This is a genomic window from Rhodopseudomonas palustris (assembly GCF_003031265.1).
Lineage (GTDB): Bacteria > Pseudomonadota > Alphaproteobacteria > Rhizobiales > Xanthobacteraceae > Rhodopseudomonas > Rhodopseudomonas palustris_H.
Window position 1 is genome coordinate 4,387,519 of sequence record NZ_CP019966.1, and the last position, 18,551, is coordinate 4,406,069.

An 18,551-nucleotide genomic window follows, 5' to 3' on the forward strand; every position below is an offset into this window, starting at 1 on the left:
CAATTCGCCGCTGAGGCGGCCCCGCTATACCGCAATTCCATTGTTTGTCGACAGGCTGGCGCAAATGCGCGAGACGAACCAGCACCTTGGACGGAAACCACGATGACCGTACTCGTCACCGGCGGCGCCGGTTACATCGGAAGCCACACGGTTCTGGCGCTGGTCGAGGCCGGCGAAAGCGTGGTGGTGATCGACAATCTCTCCACCGGCTTTTCGCATTTCGTGCCTGAGGGCGTTCCGCTGTTCATCGGCGATGCCGGCGACGAAAATCTGGTCGACGGCGTGATCGCCTCGCATCGCGTCGACGCCATCATCCATTTCGCCGGCTCGGTGATCGTCTCGGACTCGATGCGCGATCCGCTCGGCTATTATCGCAACAACACCTCGACGTCGCGCAATCTGCTCGCCGCCGCGACGCGGCGCGGCGTCAGGAACGTCATCTTCTCCTCGACCGCCGCGGTGTACGGCAACCCGGACCACATTCCGGTCGGTGAAGACGCGCCGACGCGGCCGCTGTCTCCGTATGGCCGCTCCAAGTTGATGACCGAGATCATGCTGCATGACGCGGCGGAAGCTTACGGTCTCAACTACGTGGCGCTGCGCTACTTCAACGTCGCCGGCGCCGATCCGCTGGGCCGGATCGGGCTTGCCACCGTGGGCGCCACGCATCTGTTGAAAATTGCCGTGGAAGCTGCGACCGGGCAGCGCAGCCGGATCGACGTCTACGGCACCGACTATCCGACCCCGGACGGCAGTTGCATTCGCGACTTCATTCACGTCACCGATCTCGCCGAAGCGCACGGCGCCGCGCTCGGTTACTTGCGCGCGGGTGGCGGTCCGGTGACGCTGAACTGCGGCTATGGCCACGGCTATTCGGTATTCGAAACCATCAATGCGGTGAAGCGCGTCGCAGGCCGCAACTTCGCCGTCGCCGCGGCACCGCGCCGGCCCGGCGACATCATGACGATGGTCGCCGACACCAGCCGAATCCGCCGCACGCTGGATTGGACCCCGCGTTACGACGATCTCGACACCATCGCGGCCCACGCTCTGGCGTGGGAGGAAAAGCTGCTGCGCCAGCGCCAAGCGGTTGAATTGCAAGCAATTCCGGCCTGACAACGCCTCTGGTTCCGCCGTTTTGGCTTGAAAATCCGGCCCATCGGGGGCAAGGACTCCGCCAAGACGCACGCCTTCCTCGCGCGCGACCCTTGTCCGACGCCGTCGATGGAATGCGGGAATGACCGAAGCCCCACGCAAGATCACTGACGACCCGTATGGCGCGTGGCAGCTGATCCGCCGCCTGGTGATGGAACAGGCCGCAGCCTATTGGCGGCGCTATGCGCTTGCCTTCGGCCTGATGGCGATCGCCGCGGCCGCGACCTCCGGTTCGGCCTTCCTGCTCGGCAAGGTGATCAACCAGGCCTATGTCGATCGCGACCTGCAGGGCATCATGTTCTGGTCGGTCGTCACGCTTGTGGTGTTCAGCCTGAAGGGCGCGGCGACCTACGGCCAGTCGGTGATCCTCACCCAGATCAAGAACGCGATCCTTGCCAACAATCAGCGGCGGATGTTCCACAAGCTGATGAGCGAGAGCATCGGCTTTTTCTCGCAGCGGCATTCGTCCGAATTCCTCGCGCGCCTCACCGCCGGCGCCAACTCCGTCACCGAAGTGCTCAACCTGCTGATCAACGCGATCGGCCGCGATTTCCTGTCCCTGATCGGTCTGGTGATCGTGATGGTGGTGCAGGATCCGTTCATGGCGCTATTCGGCCTATTGGTCGCGCCGCCCGCCGCGTTCGTGGTGCGCAAGCTGGTGAAGCGCGTGAAGGGCCTGGCGCTGACGCAGTTCACCGGCAACGCGCAAATTCTCGAGACGATGCAGGAGTCGCTGCAAGGCATCCGCACCGTGAAGGCGTTCTCGCTCGAAAAGACCATGAGCGACCGGATCGACGCCAACATCGCCGCGGTTCAGGCCAACGCCGACAAGATGGCGAAGGTGTCGAACCGCTCCAGCCCGCTGATGGAAACGCTCGGCGGCTTCGCGGTAGCGGCTTCGCTGATGTATGGCGGCTACCGCGTGGTCGCGACCGGCGCCACGCCCGGCGAGTTCTTCTCGTTCCTCACCGCGTTCCTGCTCGCCTACGAGCCGGCCAAACGGCTGGCGCGGCTCAACATCGAACTCAACAGCGGCCTGGTCGGCGCCCGGATGCTGCTCGAGATCATCGACAGCCCGCCGAGCGAGCCGGACGACAGCCACAAGCCGGCCTTGCAACTCACCAAGGCGCGGGTCGAGTTCGACCACGTCTCATTCGCCTATCGGCCAGACGAGCCGGTGCTCAATCATATGAGCTTCGTCGCCGAGCCCGGCCAGACGACCGCGCTGGTCGGCCCGTCCGGCGGCGGCAAATCGACGGTGCTGGCGCTGCTGCTGCGGCTGTACGAAGTTCAATCCGGCGAGATCCGCATCGACGGACAGTCGACCGCGACCATCTCGCGCGAGTCGTTGCGGCAGCAGACCGCCTATGTCGGCCAGGACGTCTATCTGTTCCGCGACACCGTCCGCGCCAACATCGCGTTCGGCAAGCTCGGCGCCACCGACGACGAGATCGTCGCCGCAGCCAAGGCCGCCTGCGCGCACGACTTCATCATGAGCTTCCCGCTCGGCTACGACACTCCGGTCGGCGAGCACGGCGCGCAACTGTCGGGCGGTCAGCGCCAACGCATCGCGGTCGCCCGCGCGCTGCTGCGCGACGCGCCGATCGTGCTGCTCGACGAAGCCACCGCGGCGCTCGATTCGGAATCGGAAAAGCTGGTGCAGGAGGCGATCGATCATCTCGCCCGCGGCCGCACCACCATCGTGATCGCGCACCGCCTGCACACCATCATGCATGCCGATTCCATCCTGGTGGTCGAAGCAGGCGAGATCGTCGAACACGGCCGCCACGACGACCTGCTGCGCCGTGGCGGACGCTATGCCTCGTTCTTCCGGCTGCAGCAGCGCCACACCGCGCCGCTGGCGCCGGCCGCCGCCACCGCCTAACCTAACCTAACCTAACCTGACCGGACCCGATCCCGCGCCCTCCCGCCCCGCCTCCTTGGCTTGCGAAAGACACTCATGAGCAATGTTGGTTTCGTGATCGCCCCGCCGCCGCAGCCCGCCCTCGCCGTCGCCGGCTCGGCCGACCGCTTTCCGGTGCGCCGGATCTGGTGCGTCGGCCGCAACTATCTCGAACACGTCCGCGAGATGGGCAATGACGAGCGCCAGCCACCGTTCTTCTTCGCCAAGCACGCCGACATGGTCGCGCCCGATGGGGCCACCATCGCGTATCCGCCGCTGACCAAGGATCTGCACCACGAGGTCGAGCTGGTGGTCGCGCTGAAGAGCGGCGGGCTGAACATTCCGGTCGAGAAGGCGCTCGATCACGTCTGGGGCTATGCGGTCGGCATCGACCTCACCCGCCGCGACCTGCAGATCGCCTCGCGCAAGAAGGAGCAGCCCTGGGAGATCGGCAAGTCGTTCGACGCCTCGGCGCCGTGCGGCGCGCTGCGCCCGGCCTCCGAGATCGGCCATCCGGCTACCGGCAAGATCTGGCTGTCGGTCAACGGCACCGAGCGGCAGAGCGGCGATCTGTCGGAGATGATCTGGAACGTGCCGGAGATCATCGCCAAGCTGTCGTCACAGGTCGAGCTCGCGGCCGGCGACATCATCATGACCGGTACCCCGGCCGGCGTCGCGGCGCTGTCGCCCGGCGACAGCATCGCCTGCGGCGTCGACGGCATCGGCACCCTCAACGTGACGATCGGCAAGCCGGCCTGACGGGCCGGTTGGTGGCGCGTTAGCAAGCCATTAACCATAAATCGGGAGTATCGCGGCGGGGGCTGACCAGGAGCTGCCGCGATGATGTCCGACTTCGGAAGATATCTTCTGGCTGTCCTCGCGACCGTGGCGTTTCTGGCCACGGCCCAGACTGCCGGCGGCCTGAGCTGGCGCGGCCAACCTCAGATCGCGATCGCGGCCAATCAGTAGCGACACCAGCTTGTCTCAGGCTTCGCCTAGAAGCCTGAGACTGATGCCGCTCACCTCATTGTCGCCGCCTCGCAGCGCGGCGTGAGGGCCGGTACCAGACTCGGTGCGGGGTCGTGGCAGGCGCGGCAGATGACGCGGTTGCGGCCGGCGTGTTTGGCGTCGTAGAGCGCTTGATCGGCGGCCTTCATCAGATCGGAGACGTCTTTCATGCCCGACAGCGCGGTGGCGACGCCGATGCTCACTGTGGCGGGGATCGCGTGCGAGGCGACCACCAGGGCGTTGCCGGCGACTTCGCGGCGCAGTCGTTCGGCGACGACTTCCGCCTGGGCCAGATCGGTCTCCGGCAGCAGCAGCGCGAACTCCTCGCCGCCGAGCCGCGCCAGCACGTCGCAATCCCGCTTGCAGTCGCGCGCCAGCTTGGCGAGATGCACGATCATCTCGTCGCCGACCTGATGCCCGAAGCCGTCATTGATCGCCTTGAAGTAATCGATGTCGATCATCAGGAATGACATCGGCCGCTCATAGCGACGGGCGCGTGACCATTCACGGTCGGCCAACGTGAGGAAGTGACGACGGTTATACACCCCGGTCATGCCGTCAGTGGTCGCCAGCCGCTCCAGCTCCTCGGCGTTGCGCACGATGTCGGTGACGTCGCTGTAGATCAGCATCCGGCCGCCGCCGGGCAGCACGGCGAGATGACAGCGCAGCGCGGTGCCGTCGGTCATCGCCAGATCCATCGGCTTCGGATCGCCGGATTGCACCCAGGCCAGTCGCCGCGACACGTAATCTTCGAGATTGACCGCGACCGCCTGCGCGGAGGCGGCCAGCATCTCGGCATAGAGCGGACGGTTCTGCCGGATCTCTTCGGCGCTGTTGGCCCTGAACATCACGTGCAGCACCGGATTGCTGTAAACGGCGCGCAGCTCTTCATTCAGGATCAACAGCCCGGCGTCGACATTGTCGAGCGCGGCATACAGCGTCTCCAGCGCCTGCCTGGCCTCGGCCAGCTCGCGCTGCAGCCCCGCGGTCTCCGGCTGATCCGGCGATCCCGCGACGTGGTGCGTTTCCTCAGGTCGTCTCTTGTGCATTGTCACGCCTCCAGGACGCGCCAGTGACTCACTTACACCACGAGTTGCACGACAGCAGACAACAACTGATAAATTGCACAGCAGCATTTCGGCCGCGTGGTTAATACACAATGAAGGCAGCGGCAGCGGCGCATCAGCGACGGCCAGATGAGTCTCGTGGAGTTCGACGTCAGACTCGATTACCAGCCGCCAGATAATCGGCTCATGTCACCGATCCTTGATAGCGCCAGTGTCGACGGTGTGAACCAGTTCACAACGGTGCGCTCTACCTCGAACTACAGTGAGCAAAGGAGATGGTTCGGGAGCGAGCATCATGGATACGATCAGGCATATGACGCAACTCATCCAGCGGATCGGTCTTGCAATGGCAGGACTTGCTTGCGGCACATTCGTCGCGGCTTCGGTCGGTCATGCCGATATTGGCGTCCTGCAGTCCGAATGGACATCGCTGGTCATTGTAGTGGCAGGCGGGGTCGGCTTTGCCGCCGCGAGCGGACTTCAGTACGGCGAGACGCGACACTCAGGACTCGATCCGGTCTGTCTGCTGTGCGCCGCCGGCACTTTTCTAACCTCGGTCATGGCTTTGACATCGGTCGGTGTGCTCGTCATCGGCGCAGACCCGCCGGCCGTTTGGCTTTCCCTGCTCGCCGCCAGTTGGATCGGCGGGGTGGTCCTTCAAATCGCGGCGGCCGGCGTGGCGTGCTATGGTGACAAACGACCGCCTCGGCGGTCGATCCTGGTGGTCCCGCCCAGCTTCGCGATGCCGCCTGAGGCGGCCGGCTTATCCACCAAGAGGAGACAAAGAGCTAATCAACCTTCGCCCGCAACCGTACGGAGGGCGTCCGGCTGAACAATCTCCAAGGTCTGCGGTCCAAGCCTGATCCACCCTTGCGAAGCCCAGCGCGCCAGCAGCTTATTGACGCTCTCGCGTGACATCCCAGCCATCTCACTGACCTGCTGCTGGGTCAGCTCGATACGAAGCCGAGCCGGGTCGGTGTCACGCTCCGCCAGCCGCATGATCGTGCCGGCGAGCCGAGCCGGCATCGACTGCAGCATCAACCATTCGACCTGCTGACTGGTCGCGCGAACCCGCCCGCAGAGCAGAACAATGAGCTTCATCATCAGATGAGGCTGCATGTCGATCAGATCGAGGAGATCGCGCCGCGCGATCGACAGCAAGACGGAATCGCAGTGGGCGATGGCATCCGTCGTCCGCGGCAGCCCGTCCAGCACGGCAACTTCACCAAAGATCTCGCCGTTGCCGATCAGATTGAGCATGGCGGTGCGTCCATCGGCCGAACCCGAGCTCACCCGGATCGCGCCTTCGACCACGATGAAGAGAGCGTTGGCGGCGTCTCTCTTGAGGAAGATGGTCTGTCCCCGTCTGAACCGGACGATACATGCGGAACGACAGAGCTGGTCGAGCGCGTCGGGCGCAAGATCCTGAAACAGCCGGTGGGCACGGACGACATCAATTATCTTGGTCGATCTGCGACCCAGGTTCGTTGTCATCGACGCCATCAGTGTTTCGACGGGCCAAGTCCCCAATGAGACTCAAGCCCGTTCCTCCTCACCCGACACGTTTGCCGGGGCCGCTTGCCTGCCACAGAGCGGAGGTCACCGCTCTGTCGTCCAGAATGGTTGGTCACAATGCAAGTTTGATCATCCTAGCCGATCGGCGCAGCGAACCGGTTGATAGATCTGCTGACTGTTTGCGGCACCGCGCTCGCGATCGCGATAGCTCGACAGATCGTGGATCAGACGGGCAAAATCAGTGCCCGCGTGCATCGCATCGTTGAACGTCTGCAGCGCCGCGAGCGTCCGGAATGCCCAGATCGTGCGGTAGAGGCCGCTGCCCTTTTCACTCGTCGACGAAACCGCGTAGGTCCCGCGATAAGTGACCCCCTCGGGGGTTACCTGATCGAGTTTCTGTTCGTTGGCGATCAGCCATTTCCGAAACTCGTCATGCTTGTTGAAAGGAACATCGTAGCCCCACTCGATCACCAGAGCTCCCAGCAGAACGCTGTCATTCAGGAGTTTCTCGATCTCCTGCTTGCCTTCGCCATGCTTGAGAAGATCGCAGAATGGGAAGAAACCGCCCGATCGGACCTCCGGCTCAATTGCCGCAACGGTTGGGGGCACCAGCGTTTCGCCAGCAATCAAACTGGCGGCAAGTCCGGAGGACTCGATGTTGGCCATGATCAATCTCCTTGGTGTGTCAGTTCGATCAATCCCTGTTCCTGCAATCGTTGAAGTCCAGCTCTGAGGTGATTTCGTGCATCCTCCTCCGGGTTCTTGGTCGCAACCTGTGCAACGTACTTTTGCTCGATCTGCTCGGCGGTGCTGCCGTCGCAGAGCTCAAGGATAAACCACGCGTTCAGATTCAGCATGAACAGCTTCGGCGGATCAGGCCGAAACACCACGCAGCTCTTCATTTCCTTAAGTGGTCGCAGTCGGAGGTTTTGGGTGTGGTTGTAACAGCCATTCGGGTAGGACACGCAGGTCTACTCCCCTGTTCAGCACCTTATCGAACGGATCGGGGGCGTCCCAAGCCCCGTGAAACGCATAGGCCGTCGCACGGCACCCCCCATGCGAACCTTGGCTGGATGCACAACTCGGACAACTATCCTTGACGCGCCCGGATCTGAGTTCCCGGTAGAGCGGATGCTCCCATGTCTCCATGAAGGAGATCCGCTTGATATTGCCGTAATTGACGTACTCACGCAGATAAGCGCAGCCGATCGAATCTCCGAAGGCATTCACCGCCGCCATCTGCCAGCAGGAGTTGCCGTCATTCGGATGCCATGACTGCATCACCTTCATGCCGGGCGGCAGGCGGAGCGCATCGAGCGCCGCGTGCATCTCTTCCAGGGACAGCGCGAACTCCGCCCAGCGATACTTCATCCGGCCGAGGGGATAAGGGCGCAAAACCCCAGCGGTTTTGACCCCAAGCCGGTCGGCAAGATCAATGTAACCCTGAAGATCGGCAACGTTCTTGCGGCTGAGGATGCACAGAGTCTGCACCTCGATGCCGGCCTGCAGCATGGATCTGATCCCGTCGCAAGCGCGAGCGTGGCTCCCGGGTACACCCGTGATCTCGTCATGCACCTCCGCTCGGGAGCTGAACAAATCGACCAGCACGATGCCGACACGGATGTCCCTCAGGTAGCGGGCCGTCTGCGGCGTGATCAGCGTGCCGTTGGTACGCACCTCGGTGAGAAAACGGCCAGAGGCGGATGCCAAAAACGGCAGGAAGTCCGGCCGGTGAAATGGCTCACCGCCCTCGATGTAGAGATAGATCACGCCGAGTTCGGCAATCTCATCCAGAAAGCGTGACCAGTCTTCGCTGCTCAATTCCGCTCCCGCCTTGTCAGGCGAGCAATCGGAATAGCAGTGCTGACACGCGAGGTTGCAGGTCTCAGTAAAACAGATCGAGAGCTTTAGTGGCTGCTCGAGGGCGAATGGATTCTCGATTTGCGCCATGGCCTTGAACCATTTCGCTGTGAGATGAACGAATCTAAGCCCCTGTCGTCCAATGTTCGATCGTTAGAGATGGGAGTGAGCTAATCATACTATCGTCTAAATAGCAACGGACACTAATCAGTATGCGTTGCTCTGCCTGCGGCTTCTCGGCCCCGACGGAGGCGAGCTTCTGCCCACGTTGTGGCGCAAAGCTCAGCCTGCATTGCCAGAGTTGCGGATTTCGGAGCCCGCTCGGGTCGCACTTCTGCGGCGGCTGCGGCGCTTCCCTCGTCGAGGCTTCCGAGACGGCCGTCACCGGTGCGTCGGGAGGCTCTGCGCCCGTTCGCGATCAGCGACCCGAGCGGCGCCAGGTCACGATTTTGTTCGTCGATATGATCGGCTCGACCGAAATGTCGATCCGTCTCGACGAAGAAGACTTCAAGGACGTGATCTATTGCTACCGCGACATCTGCGCGAGCGCGGTACGTCAGTTCGATGGCTGCATCGTCCGCTATATCGGCGACGGCATCCTTATATGTTTCGGTTTTCCCTTCGCCCATGAGGACGATCCGATCCGGGCCACGCGCGCCGGCCTGGCACTTCTCGACAATCTGCAGCGCCTCAATGCCGAAGAGGAGATGAAGGCGATCCACGTGCGGATGGGCATGCACACCGGAATCGTCATCGCAGGCGACCTCAGATCCTCGGACAGTTTCGAGGCAATGGGTATCCTCGGCGAAACGCCCAATATTGCCTCGAGGGTGCAGAGCCTCGCCGCTCCTGATCGTTTGGTAATCACCAATCAGACTGCGCAACTCCTCGGCGAACGTTTTGATCTGATCGATCTCGGATTGCAGCAGGTGCGCGGCGTCGATGAACTGCTTCATCTGTTCGAGGTTTCCGGCGAGCGGACTGAGGCGGTCCGGGAACGGCCTGCCGCCAGCCACAAGATGATCGGGCGCCAGCAGGAACTGGCGCTGCTACAGGACCGCTTCTTCCGCGCACAGGACGGTGAAGGCCAGGTCGTGCAGATCACAGCCGAAGCGGGCGCCGGCAAGACCAGGCTGGTGCGTGAATTCAAGGCCCGGCTCGAGCCGGCAGCGTTTCTGCCGATGACCTGTTACTGCTCGGCATACAGCCGCTCCAGCGCATTCTATCCGATCATCGAAATGATCCGCCGCGTCGTGAGACCTGACGGCGAGGCGGATGCAGACGAATTGGCGGCGAATCTGCAGCGCGCCTTCGTCGGCTTGGAGACGATCACCCCAGAGGCCGCGGCGCTGGTTGCCGAGCTACTCGAGTTGCCGGTTTCCGCCGCGATCAAGGACATCCCGCCGGCCCGGCGGCGCGAACTGCTGCTGGAAGTGCTGACGCAATGGGTCCTGAGACAATCCGAGGATGTTCCTGTGGTCCTCGTCATCGAGGATCTGCATTGGGCAGACGCGTCCACCACCACCCTGCTCCGGCACATCGTGGAACGGCTCTCGAACTGGCGGGTGATGGCCATCTTCACGTTCCGCCCGGAATTGACGGCCGAATGGCTGCTGGGACCGCAGGTGACCCGGCTGGGCCTGCGCCGCCTCTCCAAGAACGAAGCAAGAGCGCTGACCGCACAGATTGCCGAGACCTCGACCGTCCCGGAAGACATCATTGCGTCGATCGTCGCCAAGACCGGCGGAATTCCGTTGTTCATCGAAGAGCTCACCAAAGCGGTTCTCGCCGGTGCTTCTTCCGCCGACCATGATCCGGTGCGACTGACGGCGCTCGTCGATAGCATTCCATCCACGCTCCGTGGCTCGTTGGCGGCAAGGCTCGACCGCCTTCAGATCGCAAAGCCGCTGGCGCAGGTCGCCGCGACGCTGGGCCGGACGTTCGACAGCGAAGTATTGGCGGCCGTCACCGGAGAGAGTCAGCCAGCGCTCCGCGCGCAGCTCGACGAACTGTTGCGCCAGGGCTTCATCCATCAGCATGGAACGCAGGTTCAGGCCAAATACTCGTTCAAGCACGCCCTGATCCAGGAAGCTGCTTACGACTCGCTGCTCAAGAGCGAGCGACGATCGATGCACCGCAGAATCGCGGAAGTCATCTCCACCCAATTCGCTGATGTCGTCGCGGCAACTCCCGAGGTCCTGGCCGAGCATTATGCAGCCGCGGATCTTGCGGAAGCGGCGATCGCGCATTGGGAGGCGGCCGGCAACAAGGCCGCCGAGCGTTCGGCCAATGTCGAGGCTGCCAGCCACTTTGCCAGTGCTCTTGCGATCCTTCGCCGATTACCCGACACGGCCGAGCGGGCACGGCGAGAACTATCGCTCGAGTTGGAGCGCGGCTCGCAACTTCTCGCCATCAAGGGGAATGCCGCCCCGCAGGTGGAGGAAGTCTTCACCCGTGCCTATCAGCTCAGCTGGAGACTGGGCGAGCACCGGCTGCTGTTCAGGGCCCTTTATGGGCTCATGATGTTCTTCATCGTGCGAGGTCAGCTCGAAAAGGCGCATCAATGCGGCGTGCGCTTGATCGAACAGGCAGACCGCGCCGGCGACGACGGCCTTCAGCTGCAGGCCAAGCGGCCGCTTGGCCTGACCCAGTTCTATCTCGGCCAATTCGGTAGCGCGAAGGAGACTTTGAAGCAGGCGTTGCAGCTGTACGATCCCGATCGGCATCATCACCATCGGTTCGAATATGGCTCCGATCCGGCGGTTCTCGCGCAATGCAATCTCGCGTGGACCGAGTGGTTCGTCGGTTTGCCGGATACGGCCGTCGCGGACAGCGCCGAGGCGATGGCGCGGGCGATCCAGCTCAATCATCCCCACAGCCTCGGCTTCGCGCTCAGCTTCGAGGCCTCGATCCGCCAGAGCCGTGGTGAGCCGAACGAAGCGCTCCAGGCCGCCGAGCAGGCGATTCAGATCGGCCAGAGCTATCGCTTCCCCTACTGGAGCGCTTGGGGGCGGATCTTGCGCGGCTGGGCCATCGGCAGGCTGGACGGCCCGGCAGCGGGCGTAGCCGAAATCAAAGCCGGGCTGGACGATTATCGCGCCACGGGCGCCGAGCTGATCCGGCCCTACGGCCTGATGCTGCTCGCCGAGACGCTTGGTGCCGGAGGCGCGGTCGAGGATGCTTTGGCGTTACTGACCGAAGCGATCGACATCACGGAGGCCAACCGGACGCTGTTTTGCGGGCCGGAGCTATACCGGCTTCGCGGATCGCTGTTGCTGGCGGCGGACCCGCAGGATGATGCGGGCGGCCACGACCTCGAGAAAGCGGCCAATCTGGCGCACGCGCTCGGCTCGCCGATGCTGGAATTGCGGGCCCTCGTCAGTCTCGTCTCGGCTTCACCACATCGGGACAGCTCGGCTCCGCTCCAGCGTCTCGAGCGGCTGCGCGCCGCCATGACCGAAGGCTTCGCCACCGCCGACCTCACCGAGGCCGCGCGCGTTATCGAGCTGGCGGCCACGCATCGCCGCTAGGCGATCCTGGGGCGCCGCAGCCATTACAGGGGGCTTTCGGGCCGTTCATCGGACCTGGGTGAGGAACCAATGGCGCCGGGACCAGGATTAGCCTAAAAGAGCGCAACCTCCCATCATCGGCGGCTTGTTGCGACGTGCATCGTCCAAGGCCCGCCGGTCGACCGATCCGGTCCCGGGATTTCCCATTCGGCGTGATCGCCCAGAAGGTTGTCGTTCGTGACATTTCCGACCAGTCCCCCGCCGCTCGCGCGAGCTTTGGCGGAGCGTAATTATCTCCAGGCGACGCCGGTGCAGAGCGCGGTGCTGGCGCCCGACACGGTCGGCCGCGACCTGTTGGTGTCGGCGCAGACCGGCTCCGGCAAGACCGTCGCCTACGGGCTGGCGATCGCGCGCGACGTGCTCGGCGATGCCGAGCAGTTCGAGCCCGGCGCCGCGCCGCTGGCGCTGATCGTGGCGCCGACCCGCGAACTGGCGCTGCAGGTGCACCGCGAGCTGAGCTGGCTGTATCGCCACGCCGGCGCCCGCATCGTCTCCTGCGTCGGCGGCATGGATCCGCGGCGCGAGCAGCGCGAGCTGGCGGACGGCGCCCACATCGTGGTCGGCACGCCGGGGCGGCTGTGCGACCATCTGCGCCGCAACCGGCTCGATGTCTCGCAGCTCAAGGCCGTGGTGCTCGACGAGGCCGACGAGATGCTCGATCTCGGCTTTCGCGAGGACATGGAGTTCATCCTCGAAACCACGCCCGAGACTCGCCGCACCCTTTTGTTCTCGGCGACGCTGCCGCGCGGCATCATCGCGCTGGCCAAGACCTATCAGCACGACGCGATGCGGATCGAGGTCGAAGGCGCCGAGGGCGGCCACGCCGACATCGAGTATCGCGCCATCCGCATTGCGCCGAGCGATGTCGAGCACGCCGTGGTCAACGTGCTGCGCTACGTCGAATCCCCGACCGCGATCGTGTTCTGCAACACCCGCAGCGCGGTGACGCATCTGCAGACCGCGCTGCTGGAGCGCGGCTTCGCCGTGGTGGCGCTGTCCGGCGAACTCACCCAGAACGAACGCACCGGTGCGCTCAACGCGCTGCGCGACGGCCGCGCCCGGGTCTGCGTCGCCACCGACGTCGCAGCGCGCGGCATCGATCTGCCGAACCTCGGCCTGGTCATTCACGCCGAGCTGCCGAACGACGCCGAGGTGATGCAGCACCGCTCCGGCCGCACCGGGCGGGCCGGCAACAAGGGCATCAGCGTCCTGTTAGTTCCGCCGGCGCGGCAGCGGCGCGCCGAACTGCTGCTGCAGCTCGCCGGCATCGAGGCGAACTGGGGCACCGCGCCGCAGGCCGACGAGATCCGCAGCCTCGATCAGCAGCGCATGCTGCAGGACCCGCTGTTCACCGAGGAGCCGACCGCCGAGGATCAGGCGCTGGCTCAGGCGCTGCTCGCCGAGCGCTCGCCCGAACAGATCGCGGTGGCGCTGGCCAGGGTGGTGCGCGCCCGGATGCCGGCGCCGGAGGACATTCTCGATCCCGGCGAACGGCCGACCCGCGGCCGCGACGAGCGCGGCGGCAAGGCCGCGCGCGAGCCGCGCGATCACGAGGTGCGCGACAAGGCGCCGCGGACGCGCTCGGCCAAGGCCGGCGAGAAGCACGCGATGGCGGGCGGCGTGTGGTTTCGCGCCGCGATCGGCAAGCGCAAGAATGCCGAGGCGCGCTGGCTGCTGCCGATGATCTGCCGCCGCGGCGGCATCACCCGGCAGGACATCGGTGCGATCCGGATCCTCGACACCACCACCGAGTTCGAGATTTCACCGGCCGCCGCGGACGCCTTCGCGGCGCAGATCAAGCGGCCCGATCACGACGACAACATCCGCATCGAACCGCTGATCGGCGCCAAGCCGATCCCGCCGCGCGAGGACAAGCGTCCGCCGCGGCCGGATGCGGACCGCAAGCCGGATCGCGACGCGCGCCGTGCCAAGCGCCCCGACTCGTGGTCGCCGCTGTCCGGCGAACCGCTGCCCGATCCGCGCGAGCAGGACGCGCCGCGTCCGGGCAAGCGCGCGCCGCACGACGACGCTCCGCGCGGCGGCAAGCCGGCGCGGTTCAAGGACAAGAGCTTCAAGGATAAGGGCTTCAACGACAAGGGCTTCAAGCCGCGCGGCGAGGAGCCGTTCGAGGGCGATTTCAAAGCCAAGCCGTTCAAGAAAGACGGCTTCAAGGCGGGCAAGGCGAAGGGCGACAAGCCCGCCTATGTCAGCAAGGCCCGCCGCGCCGATCCGTCGGCCAAGAACCCGCCGTTCAAGAAGAAGGCGAAGAAGAAGTTTCGCTGAGGCGCCTGCGGAGCGTGACGCCGGCCTCGCGCCGCATCTCACAAATAATAAGGCCGGGGACAATGCCCCCGGCCCTGATGTCGTCACACTGACAGCGGTCGCTTACAGCGTCAGCTCGTGGCGGCCGACCACCATCCAGTGCACTTCGTCCGGACCGTCGGCGAAGCGGAGGTGGCGAACGTCGGTGTACATCTCGGCGAGCGGGGTCCACTGCGAGATGCCGGTGGCGCCGTGCATCTGGATCGCCTGGTCGATGATCTTGCAGGCGCGCTCCGGCACCATCGCCTTGACCATGCTGACCCAGACGCGCGCTTCCTTGTTGCCGAGCACGTCCATCGCCTTGGCAGCCTTCAGCACCATCAGCCGCATCGCCTCGATCTCGCAGCGCGCCTGCGCGATGATCTGCAGATTGCCGCCGAGATGCGCCAGCTTCTTGCCGAACGCCTCGCGGGTCAAGCCGCGCGCCACCATCAGGTCGAGCGCCTTCTCGGCCTTGCCGATGGTGCGCATGCAGTGATGGATGCGGCCGGGGCCGAGCCGAAGCTGCGAGATCTCGAAGCCGCGGCCTTCGCCGAGCAGGATGTTCTCCTTCGGCACCCGGACATTGTTGAAGCGCATGTGCATATGGCCGCGCGGCGCGTGGTCGTGGCCGAACACGTGCATCGGGCCGAGCACTTCGACGCCGGGGGTGTCGACGGGCACCAGGATCTGCGACTGCTGCTTGCTCGGCGCGGCGGTCGGATCGGTCTTGACCATCACGATCATGATCTTGCAGCGCGGATCGCCGAGACCGGAGATGTAGTACTTCTCGCCGTTGATCACCCACTCGTTGCCGTCGAGCACGGCCGAGGTCGAGACGTTCTTGGCGTCGGACGAAGCGACGTTCGGCTCGGTCATTACATAGGCCGAACGGATCTCGCCGTTGAGCAGCGGCTTGAGCCACTTCTCTTTCTGCTCAGGGGTGCCGACGCGCTCCAGCACTTCCATGTTGCCGGTGTCGGGCGCCGAGCAGTTCATCACTTCGGAGGCGAGCGGCGCCTTGCCGAGTTCGGCGGCGATGTAGGCGTAGTCGAGATTGTTGAGGCCTTCGCCGGTCTCGGCGTCGGGCAGGAAGAAGTTCCACAGCCCCTGCTCCTTGGCCTTCGCCTTGGCTTTCGCCAGCAGATCGAGCTGCTCCTGGCTGAACGACCAGCGGTTCGGATTCTTCGCTTCGGCGATCTCGAACTCGTGCTGCATCGGCTCGACGACGTCGGCGATGAACTTCTTCACATGGTCATAGAGCGGCCGGACGGATTCGCTCATCCGCAGATCGTTGAGCGTGTCTTCGGGCGCGAGCGTGTAAGGGGTCTGGCGGGGGACGTAGGCCGTCTGCATGCGGGCGTGCTCCTCGTGCTTTTCTTGGTTGCGTTTCTTGGCGTCGTTGGCAGCCACTCCGCGTGGACGGCCGCGCAACGGTTATAGACACGAACCCGCCGGGTTGTCTTGATCGAACTGCGTTTAAAACAGCGTGCGAACCTAATCCCGCAATGCGAAAAATCATCTCGGCCGTACGCGCGCAATAGGCGACGGGGCAATCATAACGGTCCGCCGAACTCCACGTCGAACGGTTCCCCGCGTAGCAGCGCGCACTCGCCCCGTGATCGTTCGGCGGGTCGTCGCGCTTGATTGCTGTGGTCCGAATGAGTGCTACCATCGCCCCGATCCCAGCGCGTCAGCTACGCGGCTGCGGCGCTCATCACCGAACGGAGACCGAGGCATGGCGGAAGTGATCAGGGCGACAATCGTGTTCGTGCTGTCGAATTTTTCGCTGAGCTTCCTCGTCATCGGCCTGCTGTTCGCGCTGGTCGCGATCGCGCGGGCGCCGAAGCCGCTGCGATTCCCGGACGTGATCGACCGGCTGCTGGCCTGGCACCTGTTCTGGTCGATCGGCGTCTGTTACTTCTACAACTTCGTGATGCACGGCTTCTTCGGCAAGATGTCGGCGGCGTTCATCGGCTGGGCCGACAGCCCGTTCCAGTTCGAAGTCGCCACCGCGAGTCTCGGGTTCTCCGCCGTCGGCTTTCTCGCCGCCTTCCGCAGCTTCGACCTCCGCCTCGCTGCGATCGTCGGCCCCGGCCTGTTCACGCTCGGCGCTGCCGTCGGTCATATCAATCAGATGGTGACGCAGCACAATTTCGCGCCGGGCAACGCCGGGGTGGTGTTCTACACCGACATCCTCATCCCGCTGTTCGGCGCGGCGTTGCTGTGGCTGCAGCATCGCAGCCGAACCGATCGCGTGGCTGTGGCGCCGTCAGGCCGCGCGGCCTGAGCGCCGATCGCGACGGACGAACAGGCCGTCAGCCCGGTAATCATCCCGAACGCAGCGCGTTGAACTTGCAAGCCCGCTTCCCGGACAAAGGGGAAAGCCGACCGACGCCGCCGCAAGCGGCTCCGCGCCCCCATCTTGATCATGCCGATGGGCCGCCGCGAGCTTCTCGGCGCCGCCCAGCAGCGAGGACGCGCCGCATGCCCATCATCATGCTGAGTGCCGTGATCGGCATCCTGTTTCTGCAAGCGACCGGCGCGATCCCGCAGAGCAGCGTCGGCGGGCCGATGCTGATCGCGCTGGCCTTCCTGCTCGGCACGTTAGCGGTCGGCATCCACGACGCCCGAACCAGCCAACGCGGCCCGCTCGGCTGGATCGTCAGCATCGCCGTCGCCCTCACCGGCGCCTTCCTCTCCGCCCCGCTCGGCGGCATGGCCGTGACCATGCTGCTCGCCCCGTTCGTGCAGGGCTCCTCCTCCCTCGCCGCCGCCGGCGGCCCGGTGATGGCCGCCGCGCTCGCGGGCGCGATGATCGTGACGCTGGCCGGAGCGTGGGGCGCGATCTGGGTGGTGAACAGGTGGCGGTGAGCGGCGGCTTGGATAAGGGGAGCGCAGCGATCATCAAGTCCAGCTGACCAATGTGAGCTAGCCGATCTAGTCCCCGTCCCCGCCCGAACAGCTATCCCCATCCGAGTGGCAATGGCCTCCGCTGATCGCGGAGCCCGGACCACTCACGTCGGCACCGAATGGATCTCTTCCTTTCTTCCGAAGCGGCCAAGCCAGGGCCATTGCCCCGGAGGCGACGAGAATCAAAACGATCACCGCAATCCAATGAGACAACATGTCTTCGACCAGCCTGAAATCCCAGATCTAAGCTACCGACTAACAATTCCATCGTAACGCGGGGCAGCGACGGGCGACAGTCAGCGCCGTGGGCCTGTAGCCTGGATGAAGCGCAGCGAAATCCGGGGAGCATTGCGCGCGCCGAACCGCCGTCCCCCAACCGAACCGCCTTCCGCCTACGCCTTGACCGCGACTGCCTTCGCTCTATATATTCTGGCTAGATTTTCTAGCCAGAAAGAACCGCAAATGGCCGAGCGGAGTTGGTCGGTGCAGGACGCCAAGAACCGGTTCAGCGAGGTCGTCGAGGCCGCGCGGCGCAGTCCGCAGACGGTGACCAAGCATGGCAAGCCGGCCGTCGTCGTGGTCGACGTGGCCGAGTACGAACGACTTCAGCAACTCGAACGCGCCACCGCCCCGTCATTCGCCGACGTGCTGCTGGCGATGCCGCAGGACGATGGCGAGTTTTCGCGCGACGCCGTGCGGATGCGCGATCTCGATCTGTGATGTTTCTGATCGACACCGTCACGCTGTCCGAATTGCGCAAGCGGCGGCGCGACCCGAACGTCGTCGCCTGGTTCGAGCGCCAGCGAACCGCCGATCTCTTCATCAGCGTCATCAGCATCGGCGAAATCGAGCGCGGCATCGCCCGGCAGCGCGCGACCGATCAGCACTTCGCGGCCGCGCTCGCCGCCTGGCTCGACCGCGTCCTGACCGTGTATGGCGAGCGCATCGTCCCGTTCGATCTCCGCGCGGCGCGGCGCTGGGGCGCGCTAAGCGCCGCGCTTCATAACGACAGCGCCGACCTGATGATCGCCGCCACCGCGCTCGAGCACGGGCTGACGGTGGTCACGCGGAACGTGTCGGATTTCGCGCCGACCGGCGTGGCGGTGGTCAATCCGTTCGGTTCGTAGGGAGGGTTAGCCGAAGGCGCAATCCGCCGAGTAGCCGAATGGCTTGTCTTAAAGCAATGGCAGATTACGCTGCGCTAATCTGCCCTACGGGCTACGGGCTTCTGTTCGGCTCCGTCGTCCCAGGCTGGTGGCT

Annotated in this window: 17 protein-coding genes; 11 read left to right on the forward strand and 6 right to left on the reverse strand. The window is 64.7% G+C overall.

Going from position 1 to position 18,551, the window contains the following annotated elements; translation table 11 throughout:
* Window positions 1–102: 102 nt before the first annotated feature.
* The 4 genes from galE (at window position 103) to RPPS3_RS24835 (ending at window position 4,027) form a co-directional block, all read left to right on the forward strand.
* Entirely contained in the window at window positions 103–1,116 is a 1,014-nt protein-coding gene (galE, locus tag RPPS3_RS20335; RefSeq protein ID WP_107345682.1) for a UDP-glucose 4-epimerase GalE, read from the forward strand.
* 121 nt (window positions 1,117–1,237) lie between these two features.
* Window positions 1,238–3,040 carry an ABC transporter ATP-binding protein gene (locus tag RPPS3_RS20340; protein ID WP_107345683.1) on the forward strand — a complete coding sequence of 601 codons (1,803 nt, stop codon included), beginning with the start codon at window positions 1,238–1,240 and terminating at the stop codon, window positions 3,038–3,040.
* A 75-nt stretch (window positions 3,041–3,115) separates the two neighbouring features.
* Window positions 3,116–3,817: a fumarylacetoacetate hydrolase family protein gene (locus tag RPPS3_RS20345; RefSeq protein ID WP_107345684.1), complete on the forward strand. Its 702-nt coding sequence runs from the start codon at window positions 3,116–3,118 to the stop codon at window positions 3,815–3,817.
* Between the two features lie 81 nt (window positions 3,818–3,898).
* The gene (locus tag RPPS3_RS24835) at window positions 3,899–4,027 is read left to right on the forward strand and encodes a hypothetical protein (RefSeq protein ID WP_263989448.1); all 129 of its coding nucleotides are present in this window, start codon (window positions 3,899–3,901) and stop codon (window positions 4,025–4,027) included.
* A gap of 50 nt (window positions 4,028–4,077) precedes the next feature.
* Here the strand turns inward: RPPS3_RS24835 and RPPS3_RS20350 are convergent, their stop codons facing one another.
* The gene (locus RPPS3_RS20350) at window positions 4,078–5,115 is read right to left on the reverse strand and encodes a sensor domain-containing diguanylate cyclase (protein WP_107345685.1); all 1,038 of its coding nucleotides are present in this window, start codon (window positions 5,113–5,115) and stop codon (window positions 4,078–4,080) included.
* A gap of 313 nt (window positions 5,116–5,428) precedes the next feature.
* Between RPPS3_RS20350 and RPPS3_RS20355 the strand changes: the two genes are divergently transcribed.
* Window positions 5,429–5,965: a hypothetical protein gene (locus RPPS3_RS20355; protein ID WP_234820000.1), complete on the forward strand. Its 537-nt coding sequence runs from the start codon at window positions 5,429–5,431 to the stop codon at window positions 5,963–5,965.
* Here the strand turns inward: RPPS3_RS20355 and RPPS3_RS20360 are convergent.
* From RPPS3_RS20360 to RPPS3_RS20375, 4 genes are all read right to left on the reverse strand, one after another.
* A complete protein-coding gene (locus RPPS3_RS20360) occupies window positions 5,926–6,636 on the reverse strand; it encodes a Crp/Fnr family transcriptional regulator (protein ID WP_107345686.1) in 711 nt (236 codons plus the stop codon). The genes RPPS3_RS20355 and RPPS3_RS20360 overlap by 40 nt on opposite strands.
* Before the next feature lie 141 nt (window positions 6,637–6,777).
* On the reverse strand, window positions 6,778–7,314 hold the full coding sequence (locus RPPS3_RS20365) for a hypothetical protein (protein WP_107345687.1): 537 nt from the start codon (window positions 7,312–7,314) through the stop codon (window positions 6,778–6,780).
* Window positions 7,315–7,316: 2 nt separating this feature from the next.
* Complete coding sequence (locus RPPS3_RS20370; protein ID WP_107345688.1) at window positions 7,317–7,550, reverse strand: PqqD family protein; 234 nt, start codon at window positions 7,548–7,550, stop codon at window positions 7,317–7,319.
* Window positions 7,551–7,554: 4 nt separating this feature from the next.
* Window positions 7,555–8,598: a radical SAM protein gene (locus RPPS3_RS20375; RefSeq protein WP_107345689.1), complete on the reverse strand. Its 1,044-nt coding sequence runs from the start codon at window positions 8,596–8,598 to the stop codon at window positions 7,555–7,557.
* 122 nt (window positions 8,599–8,720) lie between these two features.
* On the opposite strand from RPPS3_RS20375, the gene RPPS3_RS20380 reads away from it, so the two are divergent.
* Together RPPS3_RS20380 and RPPS3_RS20385 are read left to right on the forward strand one after the other, a co-directional pair.
* The gene (locus RPPS3_RS20380) at window positions 8,721–12,038 is read left to right on the forward strand and encodes an adenylate/guanylate cyclase domain-containing protein (RefSeq protein ID WP_107345690.1); all 3,318 of its coding nucleotides are present in this window, start codon (window positions 8,721–8,723) and stop codon (window positions 12,036–12,038) included.
* Between the two features lie 216 nt (window positions 12,039–12,254).
* On the forward strand, window positions 12,255–14,360 hold the full coding sequence (locus tag RPPS3_RS20385; protein WP_107346702.1) for a DEAD/DEAH box helicase: 2,106 nt from the start codon (window positions 12,255–12,257) through the stop codon (window positions 14,358–14,360).
* Window positions 14,361–14,462: 102 nt separating this feature from the next.
* Here RPPS3_RS20385 and RPPS3_RS20390 read toward each other — a convergent pair whose 3' ends face one another.
* The gene (locus tag RPPS3_RS20390; protein ID WP_107346703.1) at window positions 14,463–15,734 is read right to left on the reverse strand and encodes an acyl-CoA dehydrogenase family protein; all 1,272 of its coding nucleotides are present in this window, start codon (window positions 15,732–15,734) and stop codon (window positions 14,463–14,465) included.
* Between the two features lie 382 nt (window positions 15,735–16,116).
* Here RPPS3_RS20390 and RPPS3_RS20395 point away from each other — a divergent pair, with 382 nt between their 5' ends.
* The 4 genes from RPPS3_RS20395 to RPPS3_RS20410 all read left to right on the forward strand — a co-directional run bounded on the left by RPPS3_RS20395 (window position 16,117) and on the right by RPPS3_RS20410 (window position 18,418).
* On the forward strand, window positions 16,117–16,668 hold the full coding sequence (locus tag RPPS3_RS20395; RefSeq protein ID WP_107345691.1) for a DUF6790 family protein: 552 nt from the start codon (window positions 16,117–16,119) through the stop codon (window positions 16,666–16,668).
* A 197-nt stretch (window positions 16,669–16,865) separates the two neighbouring features.
* Window positions 16,866–17,252: a hypothetical protein gene (locus RPPS3_RS20400; protein WP_107345692.1), complete on the forward strand. Its 387-nt coding sequence runs from the start codon at window positions 16,866–16,868 to the stop codon at window positions 17,250–17,252.
* Between the two features lie 501 nt (window positions 17,253–17,753).
* The gene (locus tag RPPS3_RS20405) at window positions 17,754–18,011 is read left to right on the forward strand and encodes a type II toxin-antitoxin system Phd/YefM family antitoxin (RefSeq protein WP_107345693.1); all 258 of its coding nucleotides are present in this window, start codon (window positions 17,754–17,756) and stop codon (window positions 18,009–18,011) included.
* Window positions 18,011–18,418 carry a type II toxin-antitoxin system VapC family toxin gene (locus RPPS3_RS20410; RefSeq protein WP_107345694.1) on the forward strand — a complete coding sequence of 136 codons (408 nt, stop codon included), beginning with the start codon at window positions 18,011–18,013 and terminating at the stop codon, window positions 18,416–18,418. Before RPPS3_RS20405 ends, RPPS3_RS20410 begins: the two co-directional genes overlap by 1 nt.
* The last annotated feature ends 133 nt before the right edge of the window (window positions 18,419–18,551 follow it).

Excerpts from the sequence above, each read along its gene's own strand:
- RPPS3_RS20410 (WP_107345694.1), top strand. The coding sequence starts at position 18,011 with ATGTTTCTGATCGACACCGTCACGCTGTCCGAATTGCGCAAGCGGCGG.
- RPPS3_RS20355 (WP_234820000.1), top strand. The coding sequence starts at position 5,429 with ATGGATACGATCAGGCATATGACGCAACTCATCCAGCGGATCGGTCTT.
- RPPS3_RS20365 (WP_107345687.1), bottom strand. The coding sequence starts at position 7,314 with ATGGCCAACATCGAGTCCTCCGGACTTGCCGCCAGTTTGATTGCTGGC.
- RPPS3_RS20345 (WP_107345684.1), top strand. The coding sequence starts at position 3,116 with ATGAGCAATGTTGGTTTCGTGATCGCCCCGCCGCCGCAGCCCGCCCTC.
- RPPS3_RS20340 (WP_107345683.1), top strand. The coding sequence starts at position 1,238 with ATGACCGAAGCCCCACGCAAGATCACTGACGACCCGTATGGCGCGTGG.
- RPPS3_RS20405 (WP_107345693.1), top strand. The coding sequence starts at position 17,754 with ATGGCCGAGCGGAGTTGGTCGGTGCAGGACGCCAAGAACCGGTTCAGC.
- RPPS3_RS20395 (WP_107345691.1), top strand. The coding sequence starts at position 16,117 with ATGGCGGAAGTGATCAGGGCGACAATCGTGTTCGTGCTGTCGAATTTT.
- RPPS3_RS20350 (WP_107345685.1), bottom strand. The coding sequence starts at position 5,115 with ATGCACAAGAGACGACCTGAGGAAACGCACCACGTCGCGGGATCGCCG.
- RPPS3_RS20360 (WP_107345686.1), bottom strand. The coding sequence starts at position 6,636 with ATGGCGTCGATGACAACGAACCTGGGTCGCAGATCGACCAAGATAATT.
- RPPS3_RS20375 (WP_107345689.1), bottom strand. The coding sequence starts at position 8,598 with ATGGCGCAAATCGAGAATCCATTCGCCCTCGAGCAGCCACTAAAGCTC.
- RPPS3_RS20400 (WP_107345692.1), top strand. The coding sequence starts at position 16,866 with ATGCCCATCATCATGCTGAGTGCCGTGATCGGCATCCTGTTTCTGCAA.
- RPPS3_RS24835 (WP_263989448.1), top strand. The coding sequence starts at position 3,899 with ATGATGTCCGACTTCGGAAGATATCTTCTGGCTGTCCTCGCGACCGTG.
- galE (WP_107345682.1), top strand. The coding sequence starts at position 103 with ATGACCGTACTCGTCACCGGCGGCGCCGGTTACATCGGAAGCCACACG.
- RPPS3_RS20370 (WP_107345688.1), bottom strand. The coding sequence starts at position 7,550 with ATGAAGAGCTGCGTGGTGTTTCGGCCTGATCCGCCGAAGCTGTTCATG.
- RPPS3_RS20390 (WP_107346703.1), bottom strand. The coding sequence starts at position 15,734 with ATGCAGACGGCCTACGTCCCCCGCCAGACCCCTTACACGCTCGCGCCC.
- RPPS3_RS20380 (WP_107345690.1), top strand. The coding sequence starts at position 8,721 with ATGCGTTGCTCTGCCTGCGGCTTCTCGGCCCCGACGGAGGCGAGCTTC.